The organism is Pseudidiomarina donghaiensis (assembly GCF_900116895.1).
Lineage (GTDB): Bacteria > Pseudomonadota > Gammaproteobacteria > Enterobacterales > Alteromonadaceae > Pseudidiomarina > Pseudidiomarina donghaiensis.
Genome location: NZ_FPCF01000001.1, coordinates 972,666 through 999,138, shown reverse-complemented (window position 1 = coordinate 999,138; position 26,473 = coordinate 972,666). Strand labels below are relative to the sequence as shown.

Sequence of the window (26,473 nt, the reverse complement as noted above, 5' to 3'; positions counted from 1 at the left end):
GAACCGCCCTGTGATGTCACGAAAAGATTACAACCACCAGTCAGGCTGTAAAGAAATCATTACAGACAGCTAGCGTTTACGCTTTCCGATACCGTAGTCACGTAATTTATTGGCGACAGCCGTGTGCGATAGACCGAGCTTTTTCGCTAGCTGGCGGGTACTTGGATAGCTTGGATACAAGCGCCGTAAAATGGTCGCTTCGAACTTTTTAACGGCGTCATCCAAGGTGCCGTCTTCAAGGTCAACCGGCAGGTTTTCCGGCAAACTATCAACGTCAGGCAGGTGAATATCACGTACATCAAGAGTGTCGCTTTCTGCCATTGAAATTGAGCGAAACAGCACATTTTCAAGTTGACGAACATTGCCTGGCCATTGATAGCGCTGCAATAGCTCCCGCCCTGCGCGGGTTAACACCACCAAGCTGCGGCCAAGGCGCTGGCAGGCTTGCACGGTAAAGTGCTCAGCCAACAAAGGAATGTCTGACTTGCGCTCGCGCAACGGTGGCACGTGTAAACTCAGTACGTTCAGCCGATAGAACAAATCTTCACGAAACTTACCAGCTTCGACGCGCTCACTTAAATCATCGTGCGACGAGCAAATAACCCGCACGTCTACTGTAACTTCTTGCTCTTCGCCGATGCGACGAAAACGGCCGTCTTGAATAAAGCGCAATAACTTAGCTTGTAAACCATTCGACATTTCGCCAACCGCATCAAGCAACACGGTACCGCCGTTAGCTTGTTCAAAAATGCCCTTTTTCGCTTCGGTGTAAGGCCCTAAGCTACCCTTACCATGGCCAAATAATTCACTTTCCGCTACGTTGTCGGGCAACGCCGCACAGTTAATTGCCAGAAAAGGTTGTTCGGCACGGCTACTTGCCTGATGGCAAGCGCGCGCCAATAGCTCTTTACCTACACCGGTTTCGCCATGTATGAGTAACGGCACATTGAGCTGCGCCATCCGCGCGGCTTCTTTTAATAGCCGCTTCATGCTGGCGTGTTCACCGAGAATTTGGCCGAATACTTCTTGTTGATTCCCGCGTTGCCATTGGCTAACCAAAGGTTGCGGTTTGCAGGTGATCACACAGCCAGCAAAGCTATTATGACCATTTCCATCGTCCACCCAAACAGGCATTAAATCGGCGAAATATTTAGCGCCACTCGCGCTTACCTGTTGTGTGGTGGGTTCGGTTGGCTGTTTATCCAACCAGCGCTGAACCGCAAAGCCGCTTAACCAGTGACTAATGGCAGTGCCATTGAGCTCGCTACGGTTATCGGTGAGTACCTGCTGAGCAGCGTCGTTAGCAATATCAATAAAACCTTTGCTATCAACCGACAATACCGGATCTGGCAATTTATTCAGTAATAATTTGAATTCAAAGTGCTCTCGCTCAGAGGGCATGTAAGCGACGGTTTTTACGTCTTTAACGTTGGCAATACGGCGAATTTCTGGCATTAAATGCTGAAAGTCTTCAAACTCAAGCTCTGGAAAATTAAGAAAGATCTTACCCTTAGGATCAACTTCAATACCACGCAAATCAATCTCATAATCGCGCAAAATTTGTAGCACGTCTTGGGCAATGCCAAGCCGATCATCGCAGGTAATTTCCAAACGCATAGCTGTGTAACGCCGTTATCGAAGGGTTTATTTGTAAACATAAGTATACACAGAAAAAGCCCCTCGGATAAGCATCCAGAGGGGCTTTTTTAAAGTCGTCGGAGCAGCTGAGAATTACGCGTCTAAAACGCCATCCGTGCGGGCTGCCATAATGAAGTCATTCTTGTGCAAGCCATTAATGGCGTGGGTCCACCAAGTAACCGTGACTTTACCCCATTCCGTCGTTAGGGTTGGATGATGAAACTCTTCTTCAGCAATTTCGCCCACGCGATTGGTAAAAGCCAACGCTTGTTTGAAGTTCTTGAACTTAAACTCACGCTCAAGTTGCATTACCCCATCACGCACTACCGGCGTCCATTCTGGAATTTCGCGAACTAACTCAGCCAGCTCGGCGTCGGTGACTTGCGGGGCATTGGCGTTACAGGCTTCACATTTTTGTTGTTTCAAATCTGACATTGTCGTCCTCTGTCATTCGTCTAAAAGCTAAAAGTATTCATTTTACGCAGCGTTGGTTTTGTCTTTGGGTGGAAACTTCGGCTCAAACAGCCCAAGTTCCATCGCTTCACGCACCAACGCCATGATATCTAAATCAGCAATCTCGAATAATTCATCGGTTTTGCTAATGGTGTAGTAAATAGGTTGCATAATATCAATGCGATATGGTGTGCGCAGAGCATCAAGTGGTACTAACGGCTTACGCTCTGGCTTATCGCTATGAATAGCATATTCGGTTTCACCGGGTGACGACAAAATACCACCGCCATAAATACGCAAGCCATCGTCGGTTTCTAACAAACCAAACTCCACCGTGAACCAATATAATCGTGCTAAATACACACGTTCCTTCGGGCTTGCTGCCAAGCCTAGTTTACCGTACTGATGGGTAAAGTGCGCAAACGCCGGGTTGGTTAACAAGGGGCAATGACCAAAAATCTCGTGGAAAATATCAGGTTCTTGCAGGTAATCAAACTCTTCACGAGTACGAATAAAGGTCGCCACCGGAAACTGCTTGTTCGCTAACAAGCGAAAGAATTCATCAAACGGAATCAGTGCCGGCACTTGCGCCACTTGCCAACCGGTTGTCGCCTGTAAAACTTCATTAATTTCATGTAGCTGCGGTATACGATCCTGCGGCAGCTTGAGCAAATCCAAGCCGTGCATGTATTCGTCACAGGCTTTGCCAGGAATGTGCTTCAGTTGCCGTGCAACAAGCTCGCTCCAAATGGCATTCTCTTCGTCGCTCCAAGCAATAATGCCATTGGCGTCTGGCTGTCGCGAAACATAGTTACTTTGCTTACCCATATTTAACTTGTTCCTCGTTGTTCTGTGTGTTGCTGTTGGTACAAGCAGCGAATGCTTGTTCAAGATCAGCGATAATGTCACTCACCGCCTCTAAACCAACGGAAATACGAATCAGCGTATCACTAATACCTGCCGCAGCGCGGGCTTCTGGCGAATAGGGTGAGTGCGTCATTGACGCTGGATGCTGAATAAGCGTCTCGGCATCGCCTAAGCTTACCGCAATGGTGATTAGCTGCAGGCTATCTAATAATAAACGCGCGGTATTTAAGTCACCATGCAATTCAAACGCAATAACCGCCCCTGCCCCATGCATTTGCGTGCCCATTAATTGCTGCGCAGGATGATCAGCGAACCCTGGGAAAAATATCGTTTTTACCAAGGGTTGTTCGCGCAAATACTCAGCTACTTGGACGGCATTTGTACAGTGACGTTCCATACGCACGTCTAAGGTTTTCAAACCACGTAGTATTAACCAAGCGTCATGCGGGCTCATGGTTGCCCCCATATCTTTTAACGTGGTGAGTTTTATTAGCTCAATGTCTTCTTGGCTACCACAGACAATACCGGCGACCACGTCACCATGCCCATTTAAATATTTGGTGGCACTGTGTAGAACCAAATCAGCACCTTGTAATTTCGGTTGCTGCAACAATGGCGTCATAAAAGTGTTGTCTACCACCAAGCGCGCACCTTTGGTATGCGCTATTTTGGCCACAGCTGCAATATCAATTACTTTTAAATGCGGGTTAACTGGGCTTTCTAAAAACACCAATTTGGTGTTGTCACGCATAGCACTCGCGGTTTTCTCTAGGTCGCTCATGTCGACAAAGTCAACCTGAATACCAAAACGCGTGAATAAATGCGAAAACAAAGCAAAACTACAGCCATAAATAGCATCAGACACCAAGACATGATCGCCATGTGCCAAAAACGCCATCATACTTGCTGAAACAGCACCCATACCGGTGGCTGCAGCGGCTGCGGCTGGGTAGCCTTCTAACGCAGCAACACGCTGCTCAAGCTCGGTGACTGTTGGGTTACCCAAACGGCTATAAATGTAGCCGGCTTCCTCGCCAGCAAAACGTGCAGAACCTTGCGCCGTATTCTCAAATGAGAACGTCGCAGTTTGATATAAAGGTGCAACCAAAGCGCCGTGTTCATCGCGGGTTTTCCCACCATGAATTGTTATCGTCGCTGGCTGCCATTGCGGTTTGTTGTTGTCTTTAGTGCGCATTGGCAGAAATTCTCCTTGTTGTCGCGCAACAGATTGCATGCCGTAAGCGTCGAAAGCAACGGGATACTTTGATGCTGATCAGTTTTTACTGTAACGATTTTTTTCCACTATAACGGCCAGCAAACATAAAAAAACCCGCTGCAGGACATGCCTAACAGCGGGCTATTCACGGTGCTCTTTCACCAGGGCCTCGTGCCGTTTTACAAGCGATCTAATTCACGATCAAGCTTGTAAGCGTTCGATGTCACATAACGTTCCATTTTCTGTAACGACTGTTCCATGTCCTGAAATTCGCGTGCAATATCATGAAATGCACGTTGCGGTGGCTCACCGGCTTGCCATACTTTGGTTTTAACGCCAACGGTATGCTGGGAATGGCTCACCGGATCGGGCTTTTTTTCGTCAAGAATAAACCACATAGCAACATAGATGACGAAAACAAAGCTTGAGCTAAAAATTAAGGCTGTCACTGCAATAATACGTACTAGCCACACTTCAATGTTAAAGTACTCAGCTAATCCTGCACAAACACCGGCGATTTTTCCGTTGGCTTTGTCGCGCATTAAGGTGCGACGGGAGCGACTTTCAATACTCATGCGCGTTCCCTCCATTTCGGTGACTCGGCGTCTAAAATTGACTCGAGGGTTTTAATGCGCTCGCGCATACGTTCGGCCTGGTGCGCAAGCTCCTGCAGTTGCAGCAATTCGTCTTGGTTTAAACCCTGACCAATTTTGCGCTTACTGCGGTAATGCATAATGATCCAAATTGGCGCGACAAAAATCATAAACAATATAATTGGGGCGCCAACTATTGGGACTAATATATCCATGTGTCTCGTCTCTCGTCGTTCAAATATAGGGGGGTGTCCGCAGACACCACACCACCTTTTTTGCGAATAACTATTTAGCGAGAATTATGCTTTGTCATTCGTTTTGTCTTTATTAACACGCGCTTTTAATGCGGCTAACTCGTCACTGATTTTGTCGTCTGTTTCAAGCTCAGCAAATTCATCGCGTAAGGTTTTCTTACCCATGTCATATGCTTCAACTTGTGATTCTAAATCATCAATTTTTGACTCGAAGCGTTCAAAGCGCAACATAGCATCATCAATTTTGCCGCTATCGATGCGTTTTTTAACTTCCAGTCGGCTGCTTGCAGCGCGTTGGCGCATAATAATGGTCTTTTGACGGGCTTTGGCATCTGCCAACTTCTCTTGCAGCTGGCCTACTTCTTCATTTAACCGCGTTAAATGTTCATCGATGCGTGCAACGTCAGCTTGTAAACTCGCTGCATCCGCCGCTGCTTTTTGCTTCTCAATTAACGCCAGCCGAGCCAAGTCTTCGCGATCTTTGCTCAGCGCAAGTTCAGCCTTGTTTTCCCACTCAGCAACTTCTTTGTCGAAGCGGCTCAATTGGCGCTCAGTGTCTTTTTTCTCGGCAATTAAGCGCGCAGATGTTGAGCGCACCTCAACCAAAGTGTCTTCCATTTCTTGAATAATTAAGCGAACCATTTTTTCTGGATCTTCCGCTTTATCCAATAATGCGTTGATGTTTGAATTTACGATATCTGTAAAACGTGTGAAGATACCCATGTTCATTTCCTCATAAAGCGTCAAATTGAAATTTTAATTACGTTCGCTGAAATGTCTTGCATGTACCGTGCCAACTTTTCAAAAAGTTCGCAAGCCGTTTATTTGCAAGCTTTTTTGCTATTCGAGCTAAAAAACATTTGACGCTTCACGGTTATGAAATACACTAATTATTAGTCAAATTCACCAATAACGATAATAACAGCGTGGTGCAACCATGAGTCGCTTTCGCGAAGCCGATAATTTAATCGGGCAAGCTAATAGTTTTCTTTCAGTTCTTGAACAAGTTTCGCAAATTGCTCCGCTTGATAAACCCGTATTGATCATTGGTGAACGTGGTACCGGTAAAGAGCTCATTGCCGCACGATTACATTTTCTTTCAAAGCGGTGGGAGCAAAACTATGTCAAGCTAAACTGCGCCGCACTGAGTGAAAGCTTATTAGAAAGTGAATTATTTGGGCATGAAGCGGGAGCCTTTACCGGCGCACAAAAACGACACGAGGGCCGTTTTGAACGTGCCGATGGTGGCAGCTTATTTCTTGATGAATTAGCGAATACCTCAGCTTTAGTGCAAGAAAAAATTCTACGCGTTATTGAGTATGGTGAATTTGAACGCGTTGGCGGAACTAAAACAGTACGGGTAGATACCCGCTTAATTGCCGCCACCAATGAAGACTTACCTCGCTTAGCCGACGCTGGCGACTTTCGTGCCGATTTGCTCGATCGTTTAGCATTTGATGTCATTACCCTACCGCCACTGCGCGAGCGGCGAGAAGATATCATGTTATTGGCTGAACAATTTGCAATTCAAATGGCGCGCGAACTTGACTACGAACTTTTCAGTGGATTTACCGAGTCAGCCCGCAAAACATTGCTCGACTACCATTGGCCAGGTAACGTGCGGGAACTAAAAAATGTGGTTGAACGCTCGGTTTATCGCATTGGTAGTGGCCAAGTGCCTGTGCATGAAATTATTTTAGACCCATTCGCTAGCCCTTATCGTCCGGCGGCAGCGGCACATCGAGCTAACGGTTCAAGTAACAGCTCCCCGCTTGCCGAAGACGCAAACAACAGCAAGTCACACAGCGAAGGCCATAACGAGACACAAAGCTTACCTATGGCGGTGGGCTTTTGTGTTGATTTTGAGCAAGGCAATATCGACTTCAAAGAAGTTACCGCCGAATTTGAAATTGATGTGATTCAACGCGCACTTCAGCACGCACAATTTAACCAAAAGAAAACAGCAGAGCTGCTAGGTTTAACCTATCATCAATTGCGTGGTTATTTGAAAAAGTATCAATTACTTGAAGGGTAAGCCAACTATGCTGCAACGTATTGCCATCATTTGTAGCGCCGCGGTTCTCGCTGCATGTGGGCCGGTGTCAGAGCACGCTCAAGTTGAGCAAGACGGTTTAGTTTATTGCTCGGAGGGTAACCCCGAGGGCTTTAACCCGCAATTAGGCACCTCGGGCACGACGGTAGACGCGACTTCAGCCCAAATTTACGACCGTTTATTAGATTACGATGATAAACGCCAACAGTTTGTGCCCGCCCTAGCTAGTGGTTGGCAAGCATTAGACGATGGCACACGCTATCGTTTCAATTTACGCAAAGGGGTGTCCTTTCATAACACCGACTGGTTTGAACCCTCTCGACCTTTTAATGCGGATGATGTGGTATTTAGCTTTAACCGCTGGTTGAGCCCACAGCATTCATATCATCACGTCAATGGCGGGCGTTATCCGTTTTTCCGTTCAAGTGGTCTTATACGACTAATTCATTCCATTGAACGTATTGATGAGTACACGGTAGATATTACACTGAACCAGCCAGACAGCTCTTTTTTGGCAAACTTAGCGACCGATTTCGCAGTTATTTTGTCCGAAGAGTACGCTCAGCAGCTATTAAGCAGCCACCAACCCGAGCAAATTGATCGTTTGCCAATAGGTACGGGGCCCTTTCAATTCGAACTATTCCGCAAAGACTTTATTATTCGCTATCAGCGCCATGAAGGCTATTGGCGTGAGAAACCTGAAATTAAACGCTTGGTTTATGTCATAACACCTAATGCAAATAAGCGTATGTTGAAATTGCTTACCGGCGAGTGTGACGTCATCCCTTACCCTCTGGTCAATGAATTATCAAAGCTTGACCAAAACGCTGAAATTGAAGTGGGTTCATCGGTTAGTCCTAACGTGTCATTTTGGGCCTTTAATACCCAACGCCCTCCGTTTGATAACGTGCTGGTACGGCGCGCTTTGGCGCATGCAGTGAATCGCCCCGCAATTGTGCAAACAATTTATGATGGTAATGCTCGTCTCGCCACTGGTATGCTGCCCGAAACATCCTGGGCATACAGTGATGCCGAGCAAACCTACCCCTACAACCCGGGCAAAGCACGAAAATTGTTGGCTGAAGCGGGATACCCAAATGGTTTCAGCATGACTATTTGGGCTATGCCAGTGCAACGTGCCTACAATCCAAATGCGCACCGCATGGCCGAATTAATGCAAGCCGACCTCGCCCGCATTGGCGTTGACGCAACAATCGTCAGTTACGAGTGGAATACGTTCCGCCAACGGCTGGTAGACGGTCAACATGACAGTGTACTCATTGGTTGGGTGGCGGATAACGCTGACCCAGACAATTTCTTTCGCCCTGTTTTAAGCTGTGCTGCCGCCCGCAGCGGTAATAACCGAGCCATGTGGTGTAATCCCGAGTTCGATAAATTACTAGTGGCGGCCATCAGTGAAAGCGATGTAGACCAACGTAAACATCTCTATCAGTTTATAGAAGACATGGTTAAGCAGCAGGCGCCTTTAGTTCCTATTGCTAATTCGTTGCGTTATCAGGCACACCGAAGTGATATTGAAGGGGTGGAATTACCCCCCTATGGCGGTATTAATTTTCGCTACGCGCGGAGGGTAAACGATGATTCGTTATAGCCTACGCCGAGTAGTTTTGTTAATCATTACCTTGTGGTTATTAACCCTTTTGTTATTTAGCCTAAATTATTGGTACCCGGGTAACCCGCTGACCAATATGAGTGGAATCACCGCTGATAACCTTATCGCTTATCAGCAGGCCGAGTTGGCCCGCGGTTTTGATCAGGGGCTTCTGAGTCAATATCTAAAATTTTTGCAGCATTTAATCAATGGCGACTGGGGTATTTCTTTGGTCACCGAACAGCCCGTGTTTGATGAAATAAAGCCGCTCTTAGGCGCCACTCTTGAACTGGGGTTATTAGCCATGGCTTTGGCCCTATTCCTTGGAATTCCTTTAGGTGTTTACGCCGCAATTCAACAACGTGGTTTGCTTGACCGTATCATCATGGGCTTAAGCCTGAGTGCTTATTCCATTCCGGTATTTTGGCTAGCCCAGCTATTTATTTTGCTGTTTGCTCTCAAACTTAATTGGAGTCCGATTTCTGGTCAAATTAATCCGCTGTACGCCATTGACGTGCAAACCGGATCGGTACTTGTCGATATTCTCATGAGTGACTCGCCATATAAAACAGCGGCATTTTACAATGCCCTGCATCACTTATGGGTGCCTGTGGTGGTATTAGCTATTATGCCACTAACCATGCTCATTCGAATTATGCGCAACTCAGTACTAGACGTGCTTCAGCAAAATTACATCAAAGCCGCTCGCGCACGTGGCTTAAACGACCGCCACATTATGTTTCGCCATACCTTACCAAACGCCTTACAACCCATTGTGCGGCAATTAGGCCTGCAATTTAGTGTGTTAATGACAAACATAATTATTACCGAGGTGATTTTTAACTGGCCAGGCGTGGGTAGTTGGCTCGTTAAAAGTATCTATGAACGTGATTTCCCTGTCATTCAAGCCGGCTTATTAGTTTTGGCCTCGCTCATATTGTTGGTCAATGTGTTTGTTGACGTAATTCATGCGTGGCGCTATCCGCAAATAAGGAAAGAAATCGATGCCGAGTAACAGTATTTATTACCAGTATCGAGAGCCGTCACCGCTGCGGCTGCTTTGGTTACACATGAACGCTAATCCATTTGCTGTGGTGGCTCTGTATATATTTAGTTTTTTAATATTACTCATGGTGCTGTCACCAGTGATTGCCCCCTATAGCCCAGATGCACAGTTTTCTGGTGCTATCTCACAACCACCAGCATGGCATGAGTTAGGGCAAATACAGTTTCTGTTTGGTACCGATGACTTAGGTCGCGACTTGTTGTCACGAGTGCTGGCTGGTTCGGTCTACAGCCTAGGCTACCCATTATTAGCAACCGCGGTAGCCGCGCTCATCGGCATTAGTATTGGCGCATGGGCCGGCATGAGCCACGGGGTACAGTCGTCAACGTTGAACCATTTATTAGATGTGGTGCTTTCTATACCCTCATTGCTGCTGGCACTCGTTATTATCGCGATTCTTGGCCCTGCCCTGCACAATGTCATGATTGCCATAACCTTGGTATTGATTCCACAATTTATTCATAGCGTGCATAACGCTTTCTATGAAGAACGCAATAAGGATTATGTTGCCGCCTCACGCTTAAATGGTTGCAGCCGTTGGTATATTCTCACGCGGGTTATTTTCCCAAACATTACGACCGTAGTGGTTATGCAAGTGACATTCGCGTTATCCACTGCCATTTTAGATATTGCCGCGTTAGGCTTTTTGGGGCTTGGGGTACAGGCCCCAGCACCCGAATGGGGCACCATGCTCGCCCGCAGTTTAGACCAAGTTTATTTAGCTCCTTGGACCATGATTTTGCCCGGAGTCGCGTTATTTTTAACCGTGTTGTCAATTAATGTTCTTGGCGATAGTCTACGTGCAGCCATTCAAGAGCGAGTTCGTGGCACATGAGTACTATTTTAGATATTCGCAACTTAACCATCGAGTTAGAAACCAGTGCTGGCACCGTCAAAGTGTTAGACAAGGTAAGCCTGCAACTTGCTGAAGGCGAAATTCACACCCTCGTGGGTGAGTCAGGTTCGGGCAAAAGTTTGCTGGCAAAAGCTATTATGGGGTTTATTAACCCACGATGGAAAATTACCGCTGACCGGCTTTGGTGGCGTCATTATGATTTGCTGAGCCTAAATCCAGCGCAACGTCGTCTTGTTACTGGGCGAGATATGGCCATGATTTTCCAAAACCCTGGCAGTTACCTCGACCCGAATACCAAAATTGGCGACCAAATTCGCGAAACCATACCGAAAGCAGACCTCAAGGGTATTTACTTGCGCCGCAAAGCATCTCGCACGGTGCGCGCCGAGCGTTTACTGCATCGCGTAGGCATCAAAGATCACCAAAAAGTAATGGAAAGCTACCCGTATCAACTTTCCGAAGGTGTGGCGCAGAAAGTCAGTATTGCCATGGCCATTGCGCACAATCCCAAATTACTCATTGCCGACGAGCCAACAACGGCCATGGAGCCCAATACGCGCAACCAAATTTATCGGCTATTGGCTAAGTTAAGTGCCGGCCAAGGCATGAGCATTTTAATGGTTACACAAGACTTAACCTCCATTGTGCCGGAAAGCCAGCGCATGAGCTTGGTATATTGTGGGCAACTCATGGAGTCTGGCGCCACTGAACAGATACTATCAACGCCAATGCATCCGTATACGCAAGCCATGCTGCAAATGAGCTTTTTTGATCAAGGCATCGCCCCGAAAACAAGGTTGCCCACCCTAACTGGAGCCATACCGACGTTACAACACATGCCAATTGGTTGTCGCCTAGGGCCACGTTGCCCCAACGCTCGCCGCGACTGTATACACCAACCACGCTTAACCAAATTCAAGCAACGCGAATTTGCCTGTCACTTCCCTATTCGAGAGGTGAAAAGCCATGACTAACTTGCTAGAAGTTAAGAACATCAGTAAATATTATCGCGCCAAAAATGGTTGGTTAAAACAACGTCGTATATGTGCATTGCAACCCTTAAGCTTCAGTATTCAACGAGGCGAAACCATTGCAATCATGGGTGAAACAGGCTCGGGTAAATCAACCATCGCGCGGCTTATCGCAGGTGCGGAAACACCAAGCAGTGGTGAAATTTATCTCAATGGAGAATTGCTGAATCCACATGACTACCAAACTCGCTGTCGCGAAATTCGCATGATATTTCAAGACAGTCTGAGTTCACTAAATTCCCAGCTAACCATTGGCCGCCAATTACTCGAGCCACTTAAGTTTAATTCCGGTTGTACCCATGCTGAACAACTTGAAAGGGTTTATGTAATCTTGCAAAAAGTGGGGTTATTGCCCGACCACTTCCATTTTTACCCACACATGTTGTCTAGTGGCCAGCAACAAAGGGTATGTATTGCCCGCGCAATTATTCTTGAACCGCAAATTATCGTGGCTGATGAGGCATTCGCCTCATTAGACCCATCGATTAGAGCTCAAATCATTAATTTAATTCTCGATCTTCAGGAAGATATGGGTATTTCCTTTATTTTCGCCTCACATTCGCCGGAGATCGTGAAACACGTTGCTGACAAGATCTTAATAATGCATCGTGGTAAAATGATTGAGTTTGATTCTACACAGGCGCTACTAACAAATCCGAAAGAGCAGATAAGTAAAAATTTGCTGCAATCGGAACAATTGAATAAAGCGCTTAAACACACAACAACACAGGAGTAAGGCTTTGGAAACAGGTACACTCGTTTCATTAGCTCTCTATTTTATCGTTATGCTTGGCATTGGCCTATACGCATATAAAAAATCCACAGACGATGTTTCAGGCTACATGCTTGGCGGTCGAAAGTTAGGCCCTGGCGTTACCGCCTTATCTGCCGGCGCATCAGACATGAGTGGATGGATGCTTATGGGGTTACCCGGCGCTATTTATGTCTCCGGTGTATCACAGTTATGGATTGCTGTCGGTCTATTAATTGGTGCATACCTAAACTACATCATTGTAGCGCCGCGTTTACGCACTTACACCGAAGTTGCAAACGACTCAATAACCATTCCTGACTACTTTGCCAATCGCTTTGACGACAAAACTCGCGTACTACGCGTATTTTCATCAGTCGTCATTATTATCTTCTTTACCTTGTATACCTCAGCGAGTTTGGTGGCCGGTGGTAAGCTTTTTGCTAGCTCAGCCTTCGGTTTAGATTACAGCCTGGGTCTTTGGGTAACCGCTGGTGTCGTTTGTGCATACACGTTATTTGGTGGTTTTTTAGCGGTTTCTATGACCGACTTTGTGCAAGGCTGCATCATGTTTGTAGCGCTTGTGCTGGTGCCTATTGTCGCCGTTTTTGACTTAGGTGGTGTTGGCCAAGTGACCAACACGGTTGAAGTAATGAACCCCAACTTTTTAGATTTTCTATGGGATGTCAAAAAAGGCGAAGCATTAACAACTCTCGGCATCATTTCGCTGCTAGCTTGGGGCTTAGGTTATTTCGGCCAGCCGCACATTATTGTACGTTTTATGGCGATTCGCTCGGTTAAAGACGTACCAGCGGCACGTCGCATTGGTATCTCGTGGATGTTTGTTTCCATTATAGGTGCCATGTTAACCGGTTTCGTGGGTATTGCTTATATCGCTGAAAAACCCATCGATATGAATGATGCTGAGACTATTTTCATTATTTTCTCGCAGGTTCTATTCCACCCGCTTATTTCAGGCTTCTTGTTAGCCGCTATTTTAGCCGCGATTATGAGTACCATCTCATCTCAGCTATTGGTTACCTCAAGCTCATTAACCGAAGACTTCTACAAAGCCTTTTTACGCCGCGACGCAAGCGACAGAGAATTAGTGACTGTCGGCCGTATTTCGGTATTGCTGGTGTCATTAGTCGCAATTGCACTAGCTTGGGACCCAGAAAATACCATTTTAGGCTTAGTCGCGAATGCTTGGGCTGGTTTCGGTGCGGCATTTGGTCCAGTGATTATTCTTAGCTTGTTCTGGAAGCGTATGAATCGTCACGGTGCTTTAGCCGGTATGGTTGTGGGTGCCGCTACCGTATTGTTCTGGATATACGCGCCAGTGTTGGCTGACGGTGCAACATTAAAAGACTCCGACGTGTATGCTATTATTCCAGGCTTTATTCTTAGCACCATTGCCGTTCTTGTGGTTAGCCATTTAACGGCTGAGCCCGATGCACAGTTGCAATCAACGTTCGATAAAATGGAACAGCAGTTGCACCATTAAGGGCAACTGCAATATTAGCTAGTAGATATTAGATATCAGAAGAAAGGCAAGTACGATAGCAGCTATTGGATATCGGATATCAGAAAGGAAAAAGGCGCCTCATGTGGCGCCTTTTTTGTTAGTTGTTAGCTGATATCTAATATCCAATAGCTAATATCGCTTTTGCTCTTCTCAGCCACGACGTTCGGAGTAGAGCTGTAGCTCAGAGAGAATGAAGTCTTTCATACGCATTGTGGTTTCATAACCCACATCAATGGCCTCATTGCCGCGCTCAAATTCCATCAGACTAATATGTCCAAGCTTCGGCTGAATAAGAATATCGGGTGGATCGCCCGCTAAGCGTGCCTTGTTAATACGCTCTTGCATAATATCAATAGAGCCTGCCATGACGCCCAACATGCCCGGCGCTTTGTACGATGGGCCATTGAACTTCTCTTTCATGCCATCCCAGTAGCTTTGGCTGGTTGATAGAAAGCTCTTGAAGAACCCTTCTTCGGCTTCATCACTCGGCTTATTGCCTTCTGCTGGCTGTGTGGTCGTTGGTGTATTGTGCCCATGTACGTCAGCTTGGGGCTCACGTTCTTGATGATCTTTACCTGGTGCTAGGTATTTGTTACGTGCCTCAACCGCTGTCGTGGTGAGCTGTGAGTTCAAGTTCACCGCAATAACGAAATCTGCACCTAACGCGCGACATAACGACACCGGGACTGGATTCACTAAACCACCATCGACTAACCAGCGCCCATTAATGCCTGTTGGTGCCAGCAGGCCAGGCATTGAGCATGATGCACGTGAGGCGTCATACACATCGCCTTTACGCAACCAAACTTCACGGCCAGTAAATAAATCGGTGGCTACAGCACCATAAGTAACTTGCATGTCTTCAATATTAATTGCGCCGAAACGCTCGCGGGCGTGATTAAACACTTTTTCACCCTGCACCAAGCCACCGTGACTAAAACCAAAATCGAGCAGGTTAAACACCTGCCAGCGGCCCATGTCTCGCACCCACTCTTCTAGCTCATCGAGCCGGCCAGAAGCAAAACCGGCCCCCACAAGGGAGCCGATTGAAGTGCCTGCGACCATGTTAACTTCGATGCCCATTTCTTTTAAGGCTTTAATAACACCAATGTGTGACCAGCCTCGAGCAGCCCCTGAACCTAGGGCTAATGCTACTTGAACATAACTCATGCTAACGTTCGTCCTGAATGATTAAATAAGATCGTCATCCATCATAACATCGGCATTTTTATCAGCAACATTTGCAGCGCCGCCTTTCGGTGCTTTTACTGGCTTCGCTAATAACTGTTCGCGAATCTGTTGCTCAATGTCAGCTGCCACTTTCGGATTCTCAATCATATACTTCATGGCATTCGCTTTACCTTGGCCAATTTTGTCACCTTTGTAGCTATACCAGGCGCCGGCTTTGTCGACGATCTTCTGTTTCACACCAAGATCAATTAACTCACCTTCTTTCGATATGCCAGCACCATACATGATTTGGAATTCCGCTTGTTTAAACGGTGGCGCCACCTTGTTCTTCACAACTTTCACGCGCGTTTCGTTACCCACAACTTCATCCCCCTCTTTCACCGCGCCGGTGCGACGAATATCAAGGCGAACAGAAGAATAAAACTTCAGTGCGTTACCACCTGTGGTGGTTTCTGGGTTACCAAACATCACACCAATTTTCATCCGAATTTGGTTGATGAAAATACACATGCTGTTTGATTTTTTAATATTCGCTGTCAGCTTACGCAACGCTTGCGACATTAAACGTGCTTGCAAACCAACATGACTGTCGCCCATTTCACCTTCAATTTCAGCACGCGGCGTTAACGCGGCGACAGAGTCAACCACAACCACATCAACAGCACCTGAACGCACGAGCATGTCACAAATTTCAAGAGCTTGCTCACCGGTGTCTGGCTGAGAAACCAATAGCTCATCAACGTTCACACCAAGCTTTTCTGCGTAAATAGGGTCTAATGCATGCTCAGCGTCAACAAACGCACAGGTTTTGCCTTTTTTCTGTGCTTCGGCAATAACTTGCAACGTTAAGGTTGTTTTACCACTTGATTCTGGACCATAAATTTCAACAACACGACCAAATGGCAGGCCGCCAATACCTAATGCGATATCTAATGTTAATGACCCCGTTGATACCGATTCGATATCCATAGCTTGGTTGTCGCCCAAGCGCATAATTGAACCTTTACCAAATTGACGCTCAATTTGGCCTAACGCTGCATCAAGTGCTTTTTGCTTATCGTTGCTCATGATAGTGTCCGTCTTTAGTTATTCATGTTGTTAGTAAGTGTACTGTAAATTTATACAGTATCAAGTTATTTTTTCAAAACTTCGCAAAGCCTCGTCAATTGTGGCTTTGCGTACCTGGGTTCGACTTCCCTCAAAGTTTTTTGACCAGGTTATACAGTGGTTACCCCAGGCTAAACCAAACCACACCAACCCCACGGGCTTGTCTTTAGTGCCGCCATCAGGCCCTGCAATACCAGTAACCGCAATGGCCAAATCAGCACCGCTATTGGCTAATGCACCACGCGCCATAGACTCAGCTGTTTCCGCCGATACAGCACCGTGTTTTGCTAAAGTGAAAGTTGGCACATGCAATAAGTGATGCTTCATGTCATTGCTATAGGTGATAAAGCCACCAGCAAACCACGCCGAACTTCCTGGCACTGCGCTCATAGCATAACCGATTCCGCCGCCGGTGCATGACTCAGCGGTAACCATTTGCCACTGTTTTTGTTGCAGCCATTTACCGAAAACGGCTGCTAAATCCTGACGTGTTTGTGATACCATTTCGCTATTCCTTGATCAGCGGTATATCGACTCTATACGGATAATAACAGGCATGTCGAACGCACAAAATAACATACAATCTTTAGCAACTCATACGCCCATGATGCAGCAATATCTGCGCATAAAAGCAGAGCATGCTGACACGCTCTTATTCTATCGCATGGGTGACTTTTACGAGTTGTTCTATGACGACGCCAAACGCGCAGCTGAGCTGTTAGATATATCATTAACCGCGCGCGGTGCCAGCAATGGCCAGCCAATTCCTATGGCTGGTGTTCCCTACCATGCCGCCGAGAATTATTTGGCACGCTTACTTGAGCTCGGCGAATCGGTCGCCATTTGTGAGCAAATTGGCGACCCCGCAACCAGTAAAGGGCCTGTAGAGCGCCAAGTTGTTCGGGTGCTTACCCCTGGCACCTTAACTGATGAAGCATTGCTAAGCGCCGAGCAAGAGAACTTACTAGTCGCCATAGCTCCCGGTGACAGCTTCGGCTTGGCTTGTTTGGATATGGCTAGCGGTCGCTTTAGCGTGCTTGAAGTCACCGGGCGTGAACAATTACGGGCCGAGTTAGAACGCCTACAGCCCGCAGAAGTGTTATACCCAGAAACTTGGGAATTTTCCGAGCGCGAACTCAACTGTAGTTGCTGTCGCCGCCGCCCTGAGTGGGAATTTGATCGCAGCAGCGCCCATGAAATGCTCTTGCGCCAGTTTCAAGTGGCCCACCTTGATGGCTTTGGTATCAGCCATCTTCCGCAAGCCATTGGCGCCGCCGGTGCAGTGTTAAATTACGTTCGCGCAACGCAGCGAGCAGCCTTACCGCACATTACGTCTATTGTCGCGGAGCGTTATGATGACGCTATCGTGCTCGACGCCGTATCTCGCCGTAACCTAGAAATTGTCCGTTCATTAAGTGGCCAAAAAACAGCGCTTTTTAACGTGCTCGATAACACCAGCACCGCAATGGGAAGCCGCTTATTGCAACGCTGGTTACAGCGCCCGTTGCGACATCACCAAATACTTGAACAGCGCTACGATGCCGTCGCCGCGCTGCAACAGTCAGACTACCATGGCATTCACGACTATTTGCGTGAAGTTGGTGATGTGGAACGCATTCTAACCCGCATCGGCTTACGATCTGCGCGTCCGCGCGATTTGGCCCGCTTACGCAGTGCTTTCCACGCGCTGCCGCATTTACACCAATTATTACAGGCAAAGGCGCTTAAACCTTGGGCCGAAAGCATTCAATTGTTTCCAGAGCTTGCAGACTTACTCGATACCGCGCTGATGGAGCAACCGCCAGTGTTGATTCGCGATGGTGGTGTGATTCGCGACGGCTTTGATGAGGAACTTGATGAGCAACGACAGCTTGCCGCTGGCGCGACCGACTTCTTGCAACAAATTGAAACGCGCGAACGCCAACGTACCGGTATCAGCACCTTAAAAATTGGCTACAACAAAGTGCATGGCTATTACTTGGAAGCAAGCCGAGCAGCAAGCAACCAAATTCCGGCGGACTACCAACGTCGTCAAACGTTAAAAAATGCCGAACGTTATATTATTCCCGAACTAAAAACCTATGAAGACAAGGTTCTACAAAGCCAAAGTCGCGCTCTCGCTCGTGAGAAATGGCTTTATGAGAATTTGATTGAGCAAATTGCTGAACACTTAGTTCCCCTGCAAACTACCGCAAAGGCTTTGGCTGAAATTGATGTGCTTCGCTGTTTTGCAGCGCATGCGAACGAACATCACTACACGCGGCCGCAATTAAGCTCTGACGTGCAAATTCAACTTCACGACGCTCGGCATCCGGTTATTGAACGATTGCAAACCACGCCATTCATAGCCAATGACGTGGCACTGAATCCAGCACGACGTTTGCTGTTAATTACCGGCCCAAACATGGGGGGTAAATCAACCTACATGCGCCAAACTGCGCTGTTAACAATTATGGCGCACTGCGGTTCCTTTGTGCCTGCCAAACAGGCTGTTTTTGGCCCGGTTGATCGTATTTTTACGCGCATTGGTGCATCAGACGATTTAGCCTCAGGCCGCTCAACGTTTATGGTTGAAATGACCGAAGCCGCCAACATTTTGCACAATGCAACCGCACAAAGTTTGGTGCTTATGGATGAGATTGGCCGCGGTACCTCCACTTATGACGGCTTAGCGTTAGCCTGGGCGTGTGCCGAAGCCTTACTTGATAACAGCCGCGCGCTAACACTATTTGCCACGCACTATTTTGAATTAACCCAAACCATTGGCCAACATCAAGGTGCCGTTAATGTGCATGTAGAAGCCACTGAGCACGGCGACACTATTGCCTTCCAACACAAAGTCAAAGACGGTGCTGCAAGCCGTAGCTTTGGGGTGCAAGTAGCACAATTGGCGGGCTTACCGGCGCCGGTACTGGCACAGGCCAAACGTCACTTAGTGCAGCTTGAACAAGCACATAAACATGAAGTTGCCGCCGATCAAGCGGACTTATTTACTGCGGTGGATTCAACCCCACCCGCTATAGAACCAAGCGAATTTGAACAGGCGTTGAATGATTTGAATATTAATGAACTCACGCCGCTGGAAGCCTTAACCTGGTTGGCAACTTGGCAGCGGCGCCTTAAGTAATGCAGCTTAATCGCGATGAAATAAGGCATCAAGGCTAAGCCCTTGTTGCCTTAGCATGTCGCGTAAACGGCGCAATGCTTCCACTTGAATTTGTCTTACCCGCTCACGCGTGAGGCCAATTTCCCGACCCACGTCTTCCAACGTAGCTGGCTCATAACCAAGCAGGCCAAAACGCCGTGCCAGCACTTCGCGCTGTTTCTCGTTCAGATTTTCTAGCCACGCCATAATGTGCTCGCGCACATCGTTTTCTTGCATTTCGCCTTCAGGACCATAGTCGTTATCGTCGGTCAGCATATCGACCAAGGCTTTGTCGTTATCACTACCGCCCATTGGCGTATCAACCGAAGTCACTCGTTCGTTCAATCGCAACATGCGGGTTACATCAGCGACCGAAACATCAAGTTTTTCGGCAATATCCTCTGCCGTTGGCTCATGATCCAATGTGTGGGCTAATTCGCGGGCTGCGCGTAAATAACTATTCAGTTCTTTTACAACGTGAATTGGTAAGCGAATTGTACGCGTCTGATTCATAATTGCGCGTTCAATGGTTTGGCGAATCCACCAAGTGGCATAGGTTGAAAAACGAAAGCCGCGCTCAGGGTCAAACTTTTCTACCGCACGAATTAAACCCAGGTTACCTTCTTCCACTAAGTCTAATAACGCTAAGCCTCGATTGGTGTAACGGCGCGCTATTTTAACCACTAAGCGCAAGTTACTTTCGATCATCCGTGCACGTGCTTTGCCATCACCTTTAAGCGCTAAACGTGAAAAGTGCACTTCTTCTTCAGCGGTTAATAATGGTGAATAACCAATCTCACTTAAGTACAGCTGGGTGGCATCCATTTTCTTCTGATAGTTGACGCGATTTGCCAGTATTTCTTCAAACGCTTCGTCACTATCTTCTACTGTGGATTGTTCCATTGAGAGCAGTTCTTGCTCATCAATCTCTTCAATCTCTTCTTGATCTCGACTCATTGCGTCCCCCGAGGCAAATAATGCCGAGGATTCACTGACTTGCCACGAAATCGCACCTGAAAATGCAATTTAACGCGTTCTGCATCAGTGTCCCCCATTGTGGCAATTTCTTCGCCTTTGTTTACCCACTGTTGCTCTTTGACCAACAACTTTTGATTATGTGCATACGCTGTAATGTAATCATCGTTATGTTTCAAAATAATTAATTGACCATAACCTTTTAGTGCATTGCCGGCGTAAACTACTTTCCCGCTCGCTGCTGCAAAAACGGGATCTCCTTCGCTTCCGGCAAAATCGATGCCTTTATTTCCTGCTTCAGCGGTTGAGAACTCGCGCGTTACCTTAGCTGGTGTCGGCCACTGCCAGCGTATATCTTTACTTGCTGGCAATGCAGGCTCACTGTTACTACTTAACACCGCCGGCTTACCTACAGAAGTTACAGCCCGTGCAGGCTGCGCCTGTTGCTTTACTGTTACAGCTTTGCTTTTATTTTGTTTATCAACATACCCTTTCTTCGGCTGTGACGCAATGCTTTGTGTGCGAGCCGGAGTCGGTGCTTGTAAGCTAATTTTCTGCCCAGGAACAATGATATAAGGCGCTGGAATTTGGTTCCATTTTGCAACATCACGCACATCCACATTGGCACGAAAGGCGATAGAATAAAGCGTATCGCCTTGTGAAACCTCATACTGCGGGCTGGCCAAACTTGCCCGTTCAAAGTCATGAATTGACTTGCCTTTGTATAATCGTGTAACGGGTGCGGGTTCACTCGGTTGCGCGCACCCCGATAACACAAGGGCCATCAACAGTGTAAAAACTAGGTAAAAATCAACGCGTCCAAACATAGGCTACGATGGCAAGTATCACCACCCCCCAACCAATACGATCAACATAGGTGCGTAATTTCAGGGCCATTTTCGGGCCGCCTGTTTTCAGCAGCCACGCTACCAAGAAGAACCGTAACCCACGACTAATTAGCGAGCCCAACACAAACGGGATAAAAGCAACGCTCAACATACCACCTGTTACAGTGAATAACTTATAGGGCAACGGTGAGAACCCAGCAATGAAAATAATCCAAAAACCATAAAGCTGAAACCAATTAGTTACACGCGCTAATTTTTCTTGATAACCGGCCCACTCAACCAACGGCAACACCACAGGCTCAAATAGGAAATAACCAAGCCAATAGCCGGCAATGCCACCTAGCACTGAAGCAATCGTTGTGATCAGCGCAAAACGCCAGGCTTTTTCTGGTTGCGTCATGGCCATGGGAGCTAACATCACATCCGGTGGAATAGGAAATATCACCGACTCAGAAAAGCTTAACCCTGCTAAAATAGTCGGTGCATTGCGATGTTGTGACCAGCTCAGTACTTTGTCATAAAGCCAACCAAAAATTTTCATACGGTAGCACCTGGCACTAATGGCACAAATTTCACTTGGCCCAACTCCTTTTGTTCAAACTCATCGCCAAAACGACGCACCACAATAAGGCGCTGCGTAACGGTTCCAACCGGAATCACCATAACTCCGCCATCGGTTAGTTGTTGGAGCAACGCAGGCGGTACTTCACTCGCCGCAGCGGTCACAATAATGCCGTCAAAAGGCCCTTTTGATTTCCATCCTTGCCAACCGTCACCATGGCGCATTGACACATTATGTAAATCCAGTTTTTTCAGGCGCCGCTTGGCTTGATATTGCAATTCAGCAATGCGCTCAACCGAAAACACTTGGTCAACTAACTGTGCCAAAATAGCTGTTTGATAACCACTACCTGTACCAATTTCTAACACTTTATGGCAATCATGCTGCATCAGTAATTGGGTCATAGACGCAACCATTAATGGTTGGCTAATGGTTTGCCCCTGCCCAATAGGCAACGCGGTGTTTTCGTACGCTTTATGAGCTAACGACTCGGGCATAAATAAATGCCTTGGTGTTGACTCAATAACAGCCAGCACCGCTGGATTAGAAATTCCTTCGGCACGCAGTTTTGCGGTCAGCTTACGTGCCATTCCTTGAAAATTTTGAATCATGACGTCGTGCTAGCCAACCAAGTAGATAAAGTATCTTGATGGCTACGCGCGGTCATATCCAAACTGATAGGAGTGATCGATACATAACCCTCGCGCACCGCGTGAAAGTCTGTGCCCTCGGCATCATCTTGATGCCCGCCAATAGGCCCGTACCAGAAAATATCACGGCCAAATGGGTCTTTGCTTTGCACCATTCGCTCTGCTCGGTGGCGACGGCCTAAGCGCGTCACCTTAAAACCTTTTAGCTGCTCATAAGGTATAGCGGGTACATTAATGTTCAATATCGTGTCTAGGCGTAACGGCTGGTCAGCCATGCGATTCACTACATCGGCTACAACACGCGCTGCCGTATCGTAAAATTCATCGTTGTGCGAGCCCATCGATACAGCAATGGCCGGCAAGCCCATAAAACGCCCTTCCATAGCCGCAGCGACCGTGCCGGAGTACAGCACATCATCACCCATATTGGGGCCATCATTAATACCCGAAACCACTAAATCCACATCATCGGCCAGCGGTGAGTTCGTACCTAAATGCACACAGTCAGTTGGCGTACCATTGAGCGAATAAAAACCATTAGGCAATTTTTGCATGCGCAGCGGATTATGCAGCGTTAGTGAGTTGCTTGCTCCGCTACAGTTTCGGTCTGGTGCGATAACCCTTACCTGGGCAATTTCTTTTAGTCGTAAATAAAGTGCTTCAATGCCTGGCGCATGAACACCATCGTCATTACTGACTAGTAACTTCATCATGAGTTTGATTACCTTGTATTAAATGACTCTCTCGTTATTTTTCGTGCGGCACATCGTCGATTAATTCACGCAATACGCTGGTGGCAAAAGCACCACGCCCAAGCGTAAATTCAAGCTCGGCGCAATCATCGGTAAGCCAACGCATTTGCGGCTCTTGCAACTGCAACAATAGCGCGCGACGCCCCTCATCAATACGTTGCTTGCGCAGCCCTTGATACAAGTCAGGGTAACGCACATACACTCCGGCTTCTAACTCAGCAATATTGGCTTGAGTCAGCTGGCGCCCGCTACCTGGCAATGGTGCTGTCAGTTGAATATCGCCACTGGCAAAGCGCGCTTTAAGCGCGTCATCAATACTGTCGACAACGAAAAACGATTGGCTACCTTGTAACATCATCGCATCGCCTACTTCTGGCTGCAATCGATTTGCACTCAGCCGCTCGTGTACCACCTGATTAAACAAAAAGGAACGCGCTGCTGACAAATACAAACCACTTTGATGACGGCTTGGTCGGCGTTTTAACTCGCCTTTAAACCAACGTTTTGCTTGTTCAATATTTTGTCCATTGTGGCCAAAGCGCTGTGCCCCAAAGTAATTAGGCACGCCTTTTTCAACAATCGCTTGCCAACGCTGCGCAAAGACTTCGGGCTGATCAATTTGGCGAATTCTGAGCACAAAATGGTTGCCTTTATGGGTGCCGGTTTTCAACTTACGTGGCTGCAATGCCGCTGTTAGAACTTTAAACTCAGGGTGTTCTAGCCGAGCCCAATCTAGTAACGCCTGCCCCGGCAGCTGCACCGAAAACCATTGATAGGTAAGCGCGTGACGATCTTTTAACCCCGAATAACTCACATCGCGTTCTTTAACCCCTGCAAACTCGGCTATTTGCGAAGCCACAAACGCGGTATTGGCGCCTTTTTTCTCTACCCAAAGCCATTGGTGCTCACCAGCTTGTTCGCTTGGCTCGGTCACCGGTAATTCAAGTATTTCTGTGACTTGAAAGTCTTCAGGGCTGGCTTTAAATACGCCTTGGCAACTTGGTTTGCCGTGCAAATAAGCTTCAGTCACGCGGCACCACCAGTACCACAGCATGGCAACCAATGCCCTCTTTGCGCCCGACAAACCCGAGCTTTTCGGTGGTGGTTGCTTTGACGTTAACCAGGTCGTCATTCGCATTAAGCAACTGTGCAATGCGTTGGCGCATAGCCGGAATGTACTCAGCTAGTTTGGGGGCTTGCGCAACCACGGTCACGTCAAGGTTGCCCAAAACAAAGCCTTTGTTAAGCACTAAACTGTACACGTGCTGCAGTAGTTTGCCGCTATCGGCCCCGGCATAAGTATCGTCGGTGTCCGGAAAGTGCTGGCCAATGTCACCTAGGGCTACTGCGCCTAACAAAGCATCAGCAACAGCATGCAAAATCACATCGCCGTCAGAGTGAGCAATTAAACCTTCTGCATAAGACACTTGAATGCCGCCAAGTGTCAGTGGCCCATCGCCACCAAACTTATGGACATCGTAACCATGACCAATTCGCATTATAAATTCCTGTTGTTTAAATACATTGTTGCCAAGGCTTCGTCGCCTGGTTGGGTAATTTTAATGTTGGTGGCGCGCCCCTCTACCAGCTGTGGTTGGCCACCTTGCAATTCAATGGCTGAGGCTTCGTCAGTAATGTCGCCATTCTCAACCCCAACTTTGGTAAGGGCTTGCAATAGTTTATCGCTGGCAAACACCTGCGGCGTTTGTGCCCGCCATAAGTGCTTGCGCGCTATGGTTTCACGTACAACCTTCCCGTCAGCTCGTTTTAAGGTGTCAGCCACCGGAATGGCTAGCAGCGCACCATCGCTATGCTGCATGCCGGCGCTGATCACTGCGGCTAGTTCATCGGCTTGCAAACAAGGGCGCGCAGCATCATGTACCGCAATGAAGGCGTAGCCCTGTTGCTTAGCCGCCTGCACACCGGCCGCTACCGAGGCGGCGCGCGTCGCACCACCCACAACCCAGGTAATGGGTACATCTACAGTAAACTGAAGTTGTTGCGCGTAGGTGTCTGTGGTAGCAATGGCAATAAAAATTCGTTGAATTCGGGGGTCTTGCGCTAGTGCGGCAACGCTATGTTGCAGTACGGTTTGCCCCGCAATAGTCAGATATTGTTTCGGTGTGGCTAACTTCATTCGGCTACCAACGCCCGCAGCAGGGATGACGGCAGCCAATGAGGGATGCTTATCCATGGAGTTTATTCATTTGTTGATTGTTTAATGGGAACCAGCCGAAAAAACGTTTCGTCTTCTTTTATCAGCCCAAGCTCATTACGTGCCCGCTCTTCAAGGGCAACTTGGCCGTCGCGCAAATCGGTAATATCAGCTTTTAAAACTTGGTTTCGTTGTTCAAGGCGCTGATTTGTTTCGGCCTGACGTTGCACATCTGACTGCAGTGCCCAATAGTCCGGTAAGCTATTTTTACCAAACCAAAGCCGATACTGCAGTGCAACTAAAGCAACAATAAACAGTACTTTTAGAAGTCGCATAGGCATTCCCGTAGCTTTTCTCAGAGACCGTCGTTGATTATTATAAATTGGCGCGACGATTCTGCTAGTATATCGACCTTTGCCACAAAGCCCAACGACAAATAACACGAGCGGTTATGGAATACCTAATAATTATTGCCATTATGTTTCTCGGTGCCTGTTTGCAAGGCATTACCGGTTTTGGTTCGGGCCTTATTGCGGTGCCACTGTTAACCCTGTTATTGCCGCTAACCGTTATTACGCCAACCTTATCGGTGGTTAATTTTGTCATGGCAACCTACCTAGCTTGGGCCTTGCGTCATCATGTTCGGCTACAACAATGGCGAGCGCTATTGCTGAGCGGCATTATCGGCACCCTGCTCGGCAATTATTTACTGGCTTATATGCGCCTAGACTGGTTGCAAATGGCCATGGCCGTGATGATTTTTATGGTGGCGATACTGTTTTGGTTTGGGCTGCAATGGCGCCACCAAAGTGGTCAACGCTTGCAATCACTCACAGGGTTACTCGCCGGCTTTAGCAACGGAGCGCTTACTTTGGGCGGCCCGCCAGTGGTGTTATTTCTTACCGGGAATAACCTTGACCGTTTGGCCTTTCGTGCCACATTAACGGTATTCTTTTGGGTATTGGCACTAACCAATATTGTGTCATTCAGCGCTCAAGGGCTATATCAAATTGACTTTGTGGCAACCTTAATTAGCTTGTTGATTGGGGCTATTGCTGGTGCATGGGTAGGACACAATGTCAGTGGCTATTTATCTGAGCGTTTGTTTCGTAAAATCAGTCTGTTATTAGTTATGGCGGCGAGTATTATTGCCTTTTGGGGGGCCTTATAGGC

The 26,473-nt window shown here is 47.5% G+C and carries 28 protein-coding genes; 9 read left to right on the top strand and 19 right to left on the bottom strand.

Annotated features, from left to right (window positions below):
- Window positions 1–69 precede the first annotated feature (69 nt).
- From tyrR to pspA, 7 genes are all read right to left on the bottom strand, one after another.
- Entirely contained in the window at window positions 70–1,617 is a 1,548-nt protein-coding gene (tyrR, locus tag BM334_RS04910; protein WP_092838646.1) for a transcriptional regulator TyrR, read from the bottom strand.
- A 114-nt stretch (window positions 1,618–1,731) separates the two neighbouring features.
- Complete coding sequence (locus BM334_RS04905) at window positions 1,732–2,073, bottom strand: 4a-hydroxytetrahydrobiopterin dehydratase (protein WP_092838643.1); 342 nt, start codon at window positions 2,071–2,073, stop codon at window positions 1,732–1,734.
- Between the two features lie 42 nt (window positions 2,074–2,115).
- Window positions 2,116–2,919, bottom strand: coding sequence for a phenylalanine 4-monooxygenase (phhA, locus tag BM334_RS04900; protein WP_092838640.1), 804 nt, complete (start codon window positions 2,917–2,919; stop codon window positions 2,116–2,118).
- A complete protein-coding gene (megL, locus tag BM334_RS04895) occupies window positions 2,912–4,153 on the bottom strand; it encodes a methionine gamma-lyase (protein ID WP_092838637.1) in 1,242 nt (413 codons plus the stop codon). The genes phhA and megL overlap by 8 nt, the downstream gene beginning before the upstream one ends.
- 200 nt (window positions 4,154–4,353) lie before the next feature.
- A complete protein-coding gene (pspC, locus tag BM334_RS04890; protein ID WP_092838634.1) occupies window positions 4,354–4,749 on the bottom strand; it encodes an envelope stress response membrane protein PspC in 396 nt (131 codons plus the stop codon).
- A complete protein-coding gene (gene pspB, locus BM334_RS04885; protein ID WP_055438004.1) occupies window positions 4,746–4,982 on the bottom strand; it encodes an envelope stress response membrane protein PspB in 237 nt (78 codons plus the stop codon). The genes pspC and pspB overlap by 4 nt, the downstream gene beginning before the upstream one ends.
- An 84-nt stretch (window positions 4,983–5,066) precedes the next feature.
- The gene (gene pspA / locus BM334_RS04880; protein ID WP_092838631.1) at window positions 5,067–5,744 is read right to left on the bottom strand and encodes a phage shock protein PspA; all 678 of its coding nucleotides are present in this window, start codon (window positions 5,742–5,744) and stop codon (window positions 5,067–5,069) included.
- Between the two features lie 214 nt (window positions 5,745–5,958).
- Here pspA and pspF point away from each other — a divergent pair, with 214 nt between their 5' ends.
- Genes pspF through putP form a run of 7 tightly spaced genes read left to right on the top strand, consistent with a single transcriptional unit; the run spans window position 5,959 to window position 13,894 of the window.
- Complete coding sequence (gene pspF / locus BM334_RS04875; RefSeq protein WP_092838628.1) at window positions 5,959–7,056, top strand: phage shock protein operon transcriptional activator; 1,098 nt, start codon at window positions 5,959–5,961, stop codon at window positions 7,054–7,056.
- Between the two features lie 7 nt (window positions 7,057–7,063).
- The gene (locus BM334_RS04870) at window positions 7,064–8,686 is read left to right on the top strand and encodes an ABC transporter substrate-binding protein (protein ID WP_092838625.1); all 1,623 of its coding nucleotides are present in this window, start codon (window positions 7,064–7,066) and stop codon (window positions 8,684–8,686) included.
- The gene (locus BM334_RS04865) at window positions 8,673–9,701 is read left to right on the top strand and encodes an ABC transporter permease (RefSeq protein WP_092838623.1); all 1,029 of its coding nucleotides are present in this window, start codon (window positions 8,673–8,675) and stop codon (window positions 9,699–9,701) included. The genes BM334_RS04870 and BM334_RS04865 overlap by 14 nt, the downstream gene beginning before the upstream one ends.
- Window positions 9,691–10,587 carry an ABC transporter permease subunit gene (locus tag BM334_RS04860; RefSeq protein WP_092838620.1) on the top strand — a complete coding sequence of 299 codons (897 nt, stop codon included), beginning with the start codon at window positions 9,691–9,693 and terminating at the stop codon, window positions 10,585–10,587. The genes BM334_RS04865 and BM334_RS04860 overlap by 11 nt, the downstream gene beginning before the upstream one ends.
- Window positions 10,584–11,582: an oligopeptide/dipeptide ABC transporter ATP-binding protein gene (locus BM334_RS04855; protein WP_092838617.1), complete on the top strand. Its 999-nt coding sequence runs from the start codon at window positions 10,584–10,586 to the stop codon at window positions 11,580–11,582. The genes BM334_RS04860 and BM334_RS04855 overlap by 4 nt, the downstream gene beginning before the upstream one ends.
- A complete protein-coding gene (locus tag BM334_RS04850; RefSeq protein WP_092838614.1) occupies window positions 11,575–12,375 on the top strand; it encodes an ATP-binding cassette domain-containing protein in 801 nt (266 codons plus the stop codon). Before BM334_RS04855 ends, BM334_RS04850 begins: the two co-directional genes overlap by 8 nt.
- Window positions 12,376–12,379: 4 nt before the next feature.
- The gene (putP, locus tag BM334_RS04845; protein ID WP_092838611.1) at window positions 12,380–13,894 is read left to right on the top strand and encodes a sodium/proline symporter PutP; all 1,515 of its coding nucleotides are present in this window, start codon (window positions 12,380–12,382) and stop codon (window positions 13,892–13,894) included.
- A gap of 171 nt (window positions 13,895–14,065) precedes the next feature.
- Here the strand turns inward: putP and BM334_RS04840 are convergent, their stop codons facing one another.
- Genes BM334_RS04840 through BM334_RS04830 form a run of 3 tightly spaced genes read right to left on the bottom strand, consistent with a single transcriptional unit; the run spans window position 14,066 to window position 16,717 of the window.
- A complete protein-coding gene (locus tag BM334_RS04840) occupies window positions 14,066–15,085 on the bottom strand; it encodes a patatin-like phospholipase family protein (RefSeq protein ID WP_092838607.1) in 1,020 nt (339 codons plus the stop codon).
- A gap of 21 nt (window positions 15,086–15,106) precedes the next feature.
- Window positions 15,107–16,174 carry a recombinase RecA gene (recA, locus tag BM334_RS04835; protein WP_092838604.1) on the bottom strand — a complete coding sequence of 356 codons (1,068 nt, stop codon included), beginning with the start codon at window positions 16,172–16,174 and terminating at the stop codon, window positions 15,107–15,109.
- A 60-nt stretch (window positions 16,175–16,234) separates the two neighbouring features.
- Window positions 16,235–16,717 carry a CinA family protein gene (locus tag BM334_RS04830; RefSeq protein WP_092838601.1) on the bottom strand — a complete coding sequence of 161 codons (483 nt, stop codon included), beginning with the start codon at window positions 16,715–16,717 and terminating at the stop codon, window positions 16,235–16,237.
- Window positions 16,718–16,769: 52 nt separating this feature from the next.
- Here BM334_RS04830 and mutS point away from each other — a divergent pair, with 52 nt between their 5' ends.
- Window positions 16,770–19,340 carry a DNA mismatch repair protein MutS gene (mutS, locus tag BM334_RS04825; protein ID WP_092838598.1) on the top strand — a complete coding sequence of 857 codons (2,571 nt, stop codon included), beginning with the start codon at window positions 16,770–16,772 and terminating at the stop codon, window positions 19,338–19,340.
- Window positions 19,341–19,346: 6 nt separating this feature from the next.
- Here mutS and rpoS read toward each other — a convergent pair whose 3' ends face one another.
- Genes rpoS through ftsB form a run of 9 tightly spaced genes read right to left on the bottom strand, consistent with a single transcriptional unit; the run spans window position 19,347 to window position 25,635 of the window.
- The gene (rpoS, locus tag BM334_RS04820) at window positions 19,347–20,315 is read right to left on the bottom strand and encodes an RNA polymerase sigma factor RpoS (RefSeq protein ID WP_092838595.1); all 969 of its coding nucleotides are present in this window, start codon (window positions 20,313–20,315) and stop codon (window positions 19,347–19,349) included.
- Complete coding sequence (locus BM334_RS04815) at window positions 20,312–21,160, bottom strand: peptidoglycan DD-metalloendopeptidase family protein (RefSeq protein ID WP_092838592.1); 849 nt, start codon at window positions 21,158–21,160, stop codon at window positions 20,312–20,314. The genes rpoS and BM334_RS04815 overlap by 4 nt, the downstream gene beginning before the upstream one ends.
- Window positions 21,144–21,722 (bottom strand): YqaA family protein, encoded by a 579-nt coding sequence (locus BM334_RS04810; protein WP_092838589.1) that lies wholly within the window; start codon window positions 21,720–21,722, stop codon window positions 21,144–21,146. The genes BM334_RS04815 and BM334_RS04810 overlap by 17 nt, the downstream gene beginning before the upstream one ends.
- A complete protein-coding gene (locus tag BM334_RS04805) occupies window positions 21,719–22,354 on the bottom strand; it encodes a protein-L-isoaspartate(D-aspartate) O-methyltransferase (RefSeq protein ID WP_092838585.1) in 636 nt (211 codons plus the stop codon). The genes BM334_RS04810 and BM334_RS04805 overlap by 4 nt, the downstream gene beginning before the upstream one ends.
- Window positions 22,351–23,106: a 5'/3'-nucleotidase SurE gene (surE, locus tag BM334_RS04800; protein ID WP_092838582.1), complete on the bottom strand. Its 756-nt coding sequence runs from the start codon at window positions 23,104–23,106 to the stop codon at window positions 22,351–22,353. Before surE ends, BM334_RS04805 begins: the two co-directional genes overlap by 4 nt.
- A gap of 34 nt (window positions 23,107–23,140) precedes the next feature.
- Window positions 23,141–24,175: a tRNA pseudouridine(13) synthase TruD gene (truD, locus tag BM334_RS04795; protein WP_177215001.1), complete on the bottom strand. Its 1,035-nt coding sequence runs from the start codon at window positions 24,173–24,175 to the stop codon at window positions 23,141–23,143.
- On the bottom strand, window positions 24,168–24,644 hold the full coding sequence (gene ispF / locus BM334_RS04790) for a 2-C-methyl-D-erythritol 2,4-cyclodiphosphate synthase (RefSeq protein ID WP_092838576.1): 477 nt from the start codon (window positions 24,642–24,644) through the stop codon (window positions 24,168–24,170). The genes truD and ispF overlap by 8 nt, the downstream gene beginning before the upstream one ends.
- Entirely contained in the window at window positions 24,644–25,339 is a 696-nt protein-coding gene (gene ispD / locus BM334_RS04785; RefSeq protein ID WP_092838573.1) for a 2-C-methyl-D-erythritol 4-phosphate cytidylyltransferase, read from the bottom strand. Before ispD ends, ispF begins: the two co-directional genes overlap by 1 nt.
- A gap of 5 nt (window positions 25,340–25,344) precedes the next feature.
- Window positions 25,345–25,635 carry a cell division protein FtsB gene (gene ftsB, locus BM334_RS04780; protein WP_092838569.1) on the bottom strand — a complete coding sequence of 97 codons (291 nt, stop codon included), beginning with the start codon at window positions 25,633–25,635 and terminating at the stop codon, window positions 25,345–25,347.
- Between the two features lie 116 nt (window positions 25,636–25,751).
- Between ftsB and BM334_RS04775 the strand changes: the two genes are divergently transcribed.
- Complete coding sequence (locus BM334_RS04775; RefSeq protein WP_092838566.1) at window positions 25,752–26,471, top strand: sulfite exporter TauE/SafE family protein; 720 nt, start codon at window positions 25,752–25,754, stop codon at window positions 26,469–26,471.
- The last annotated feature ends 2 nt before the right edge of the window (window positions 26,472–26,473 follow it).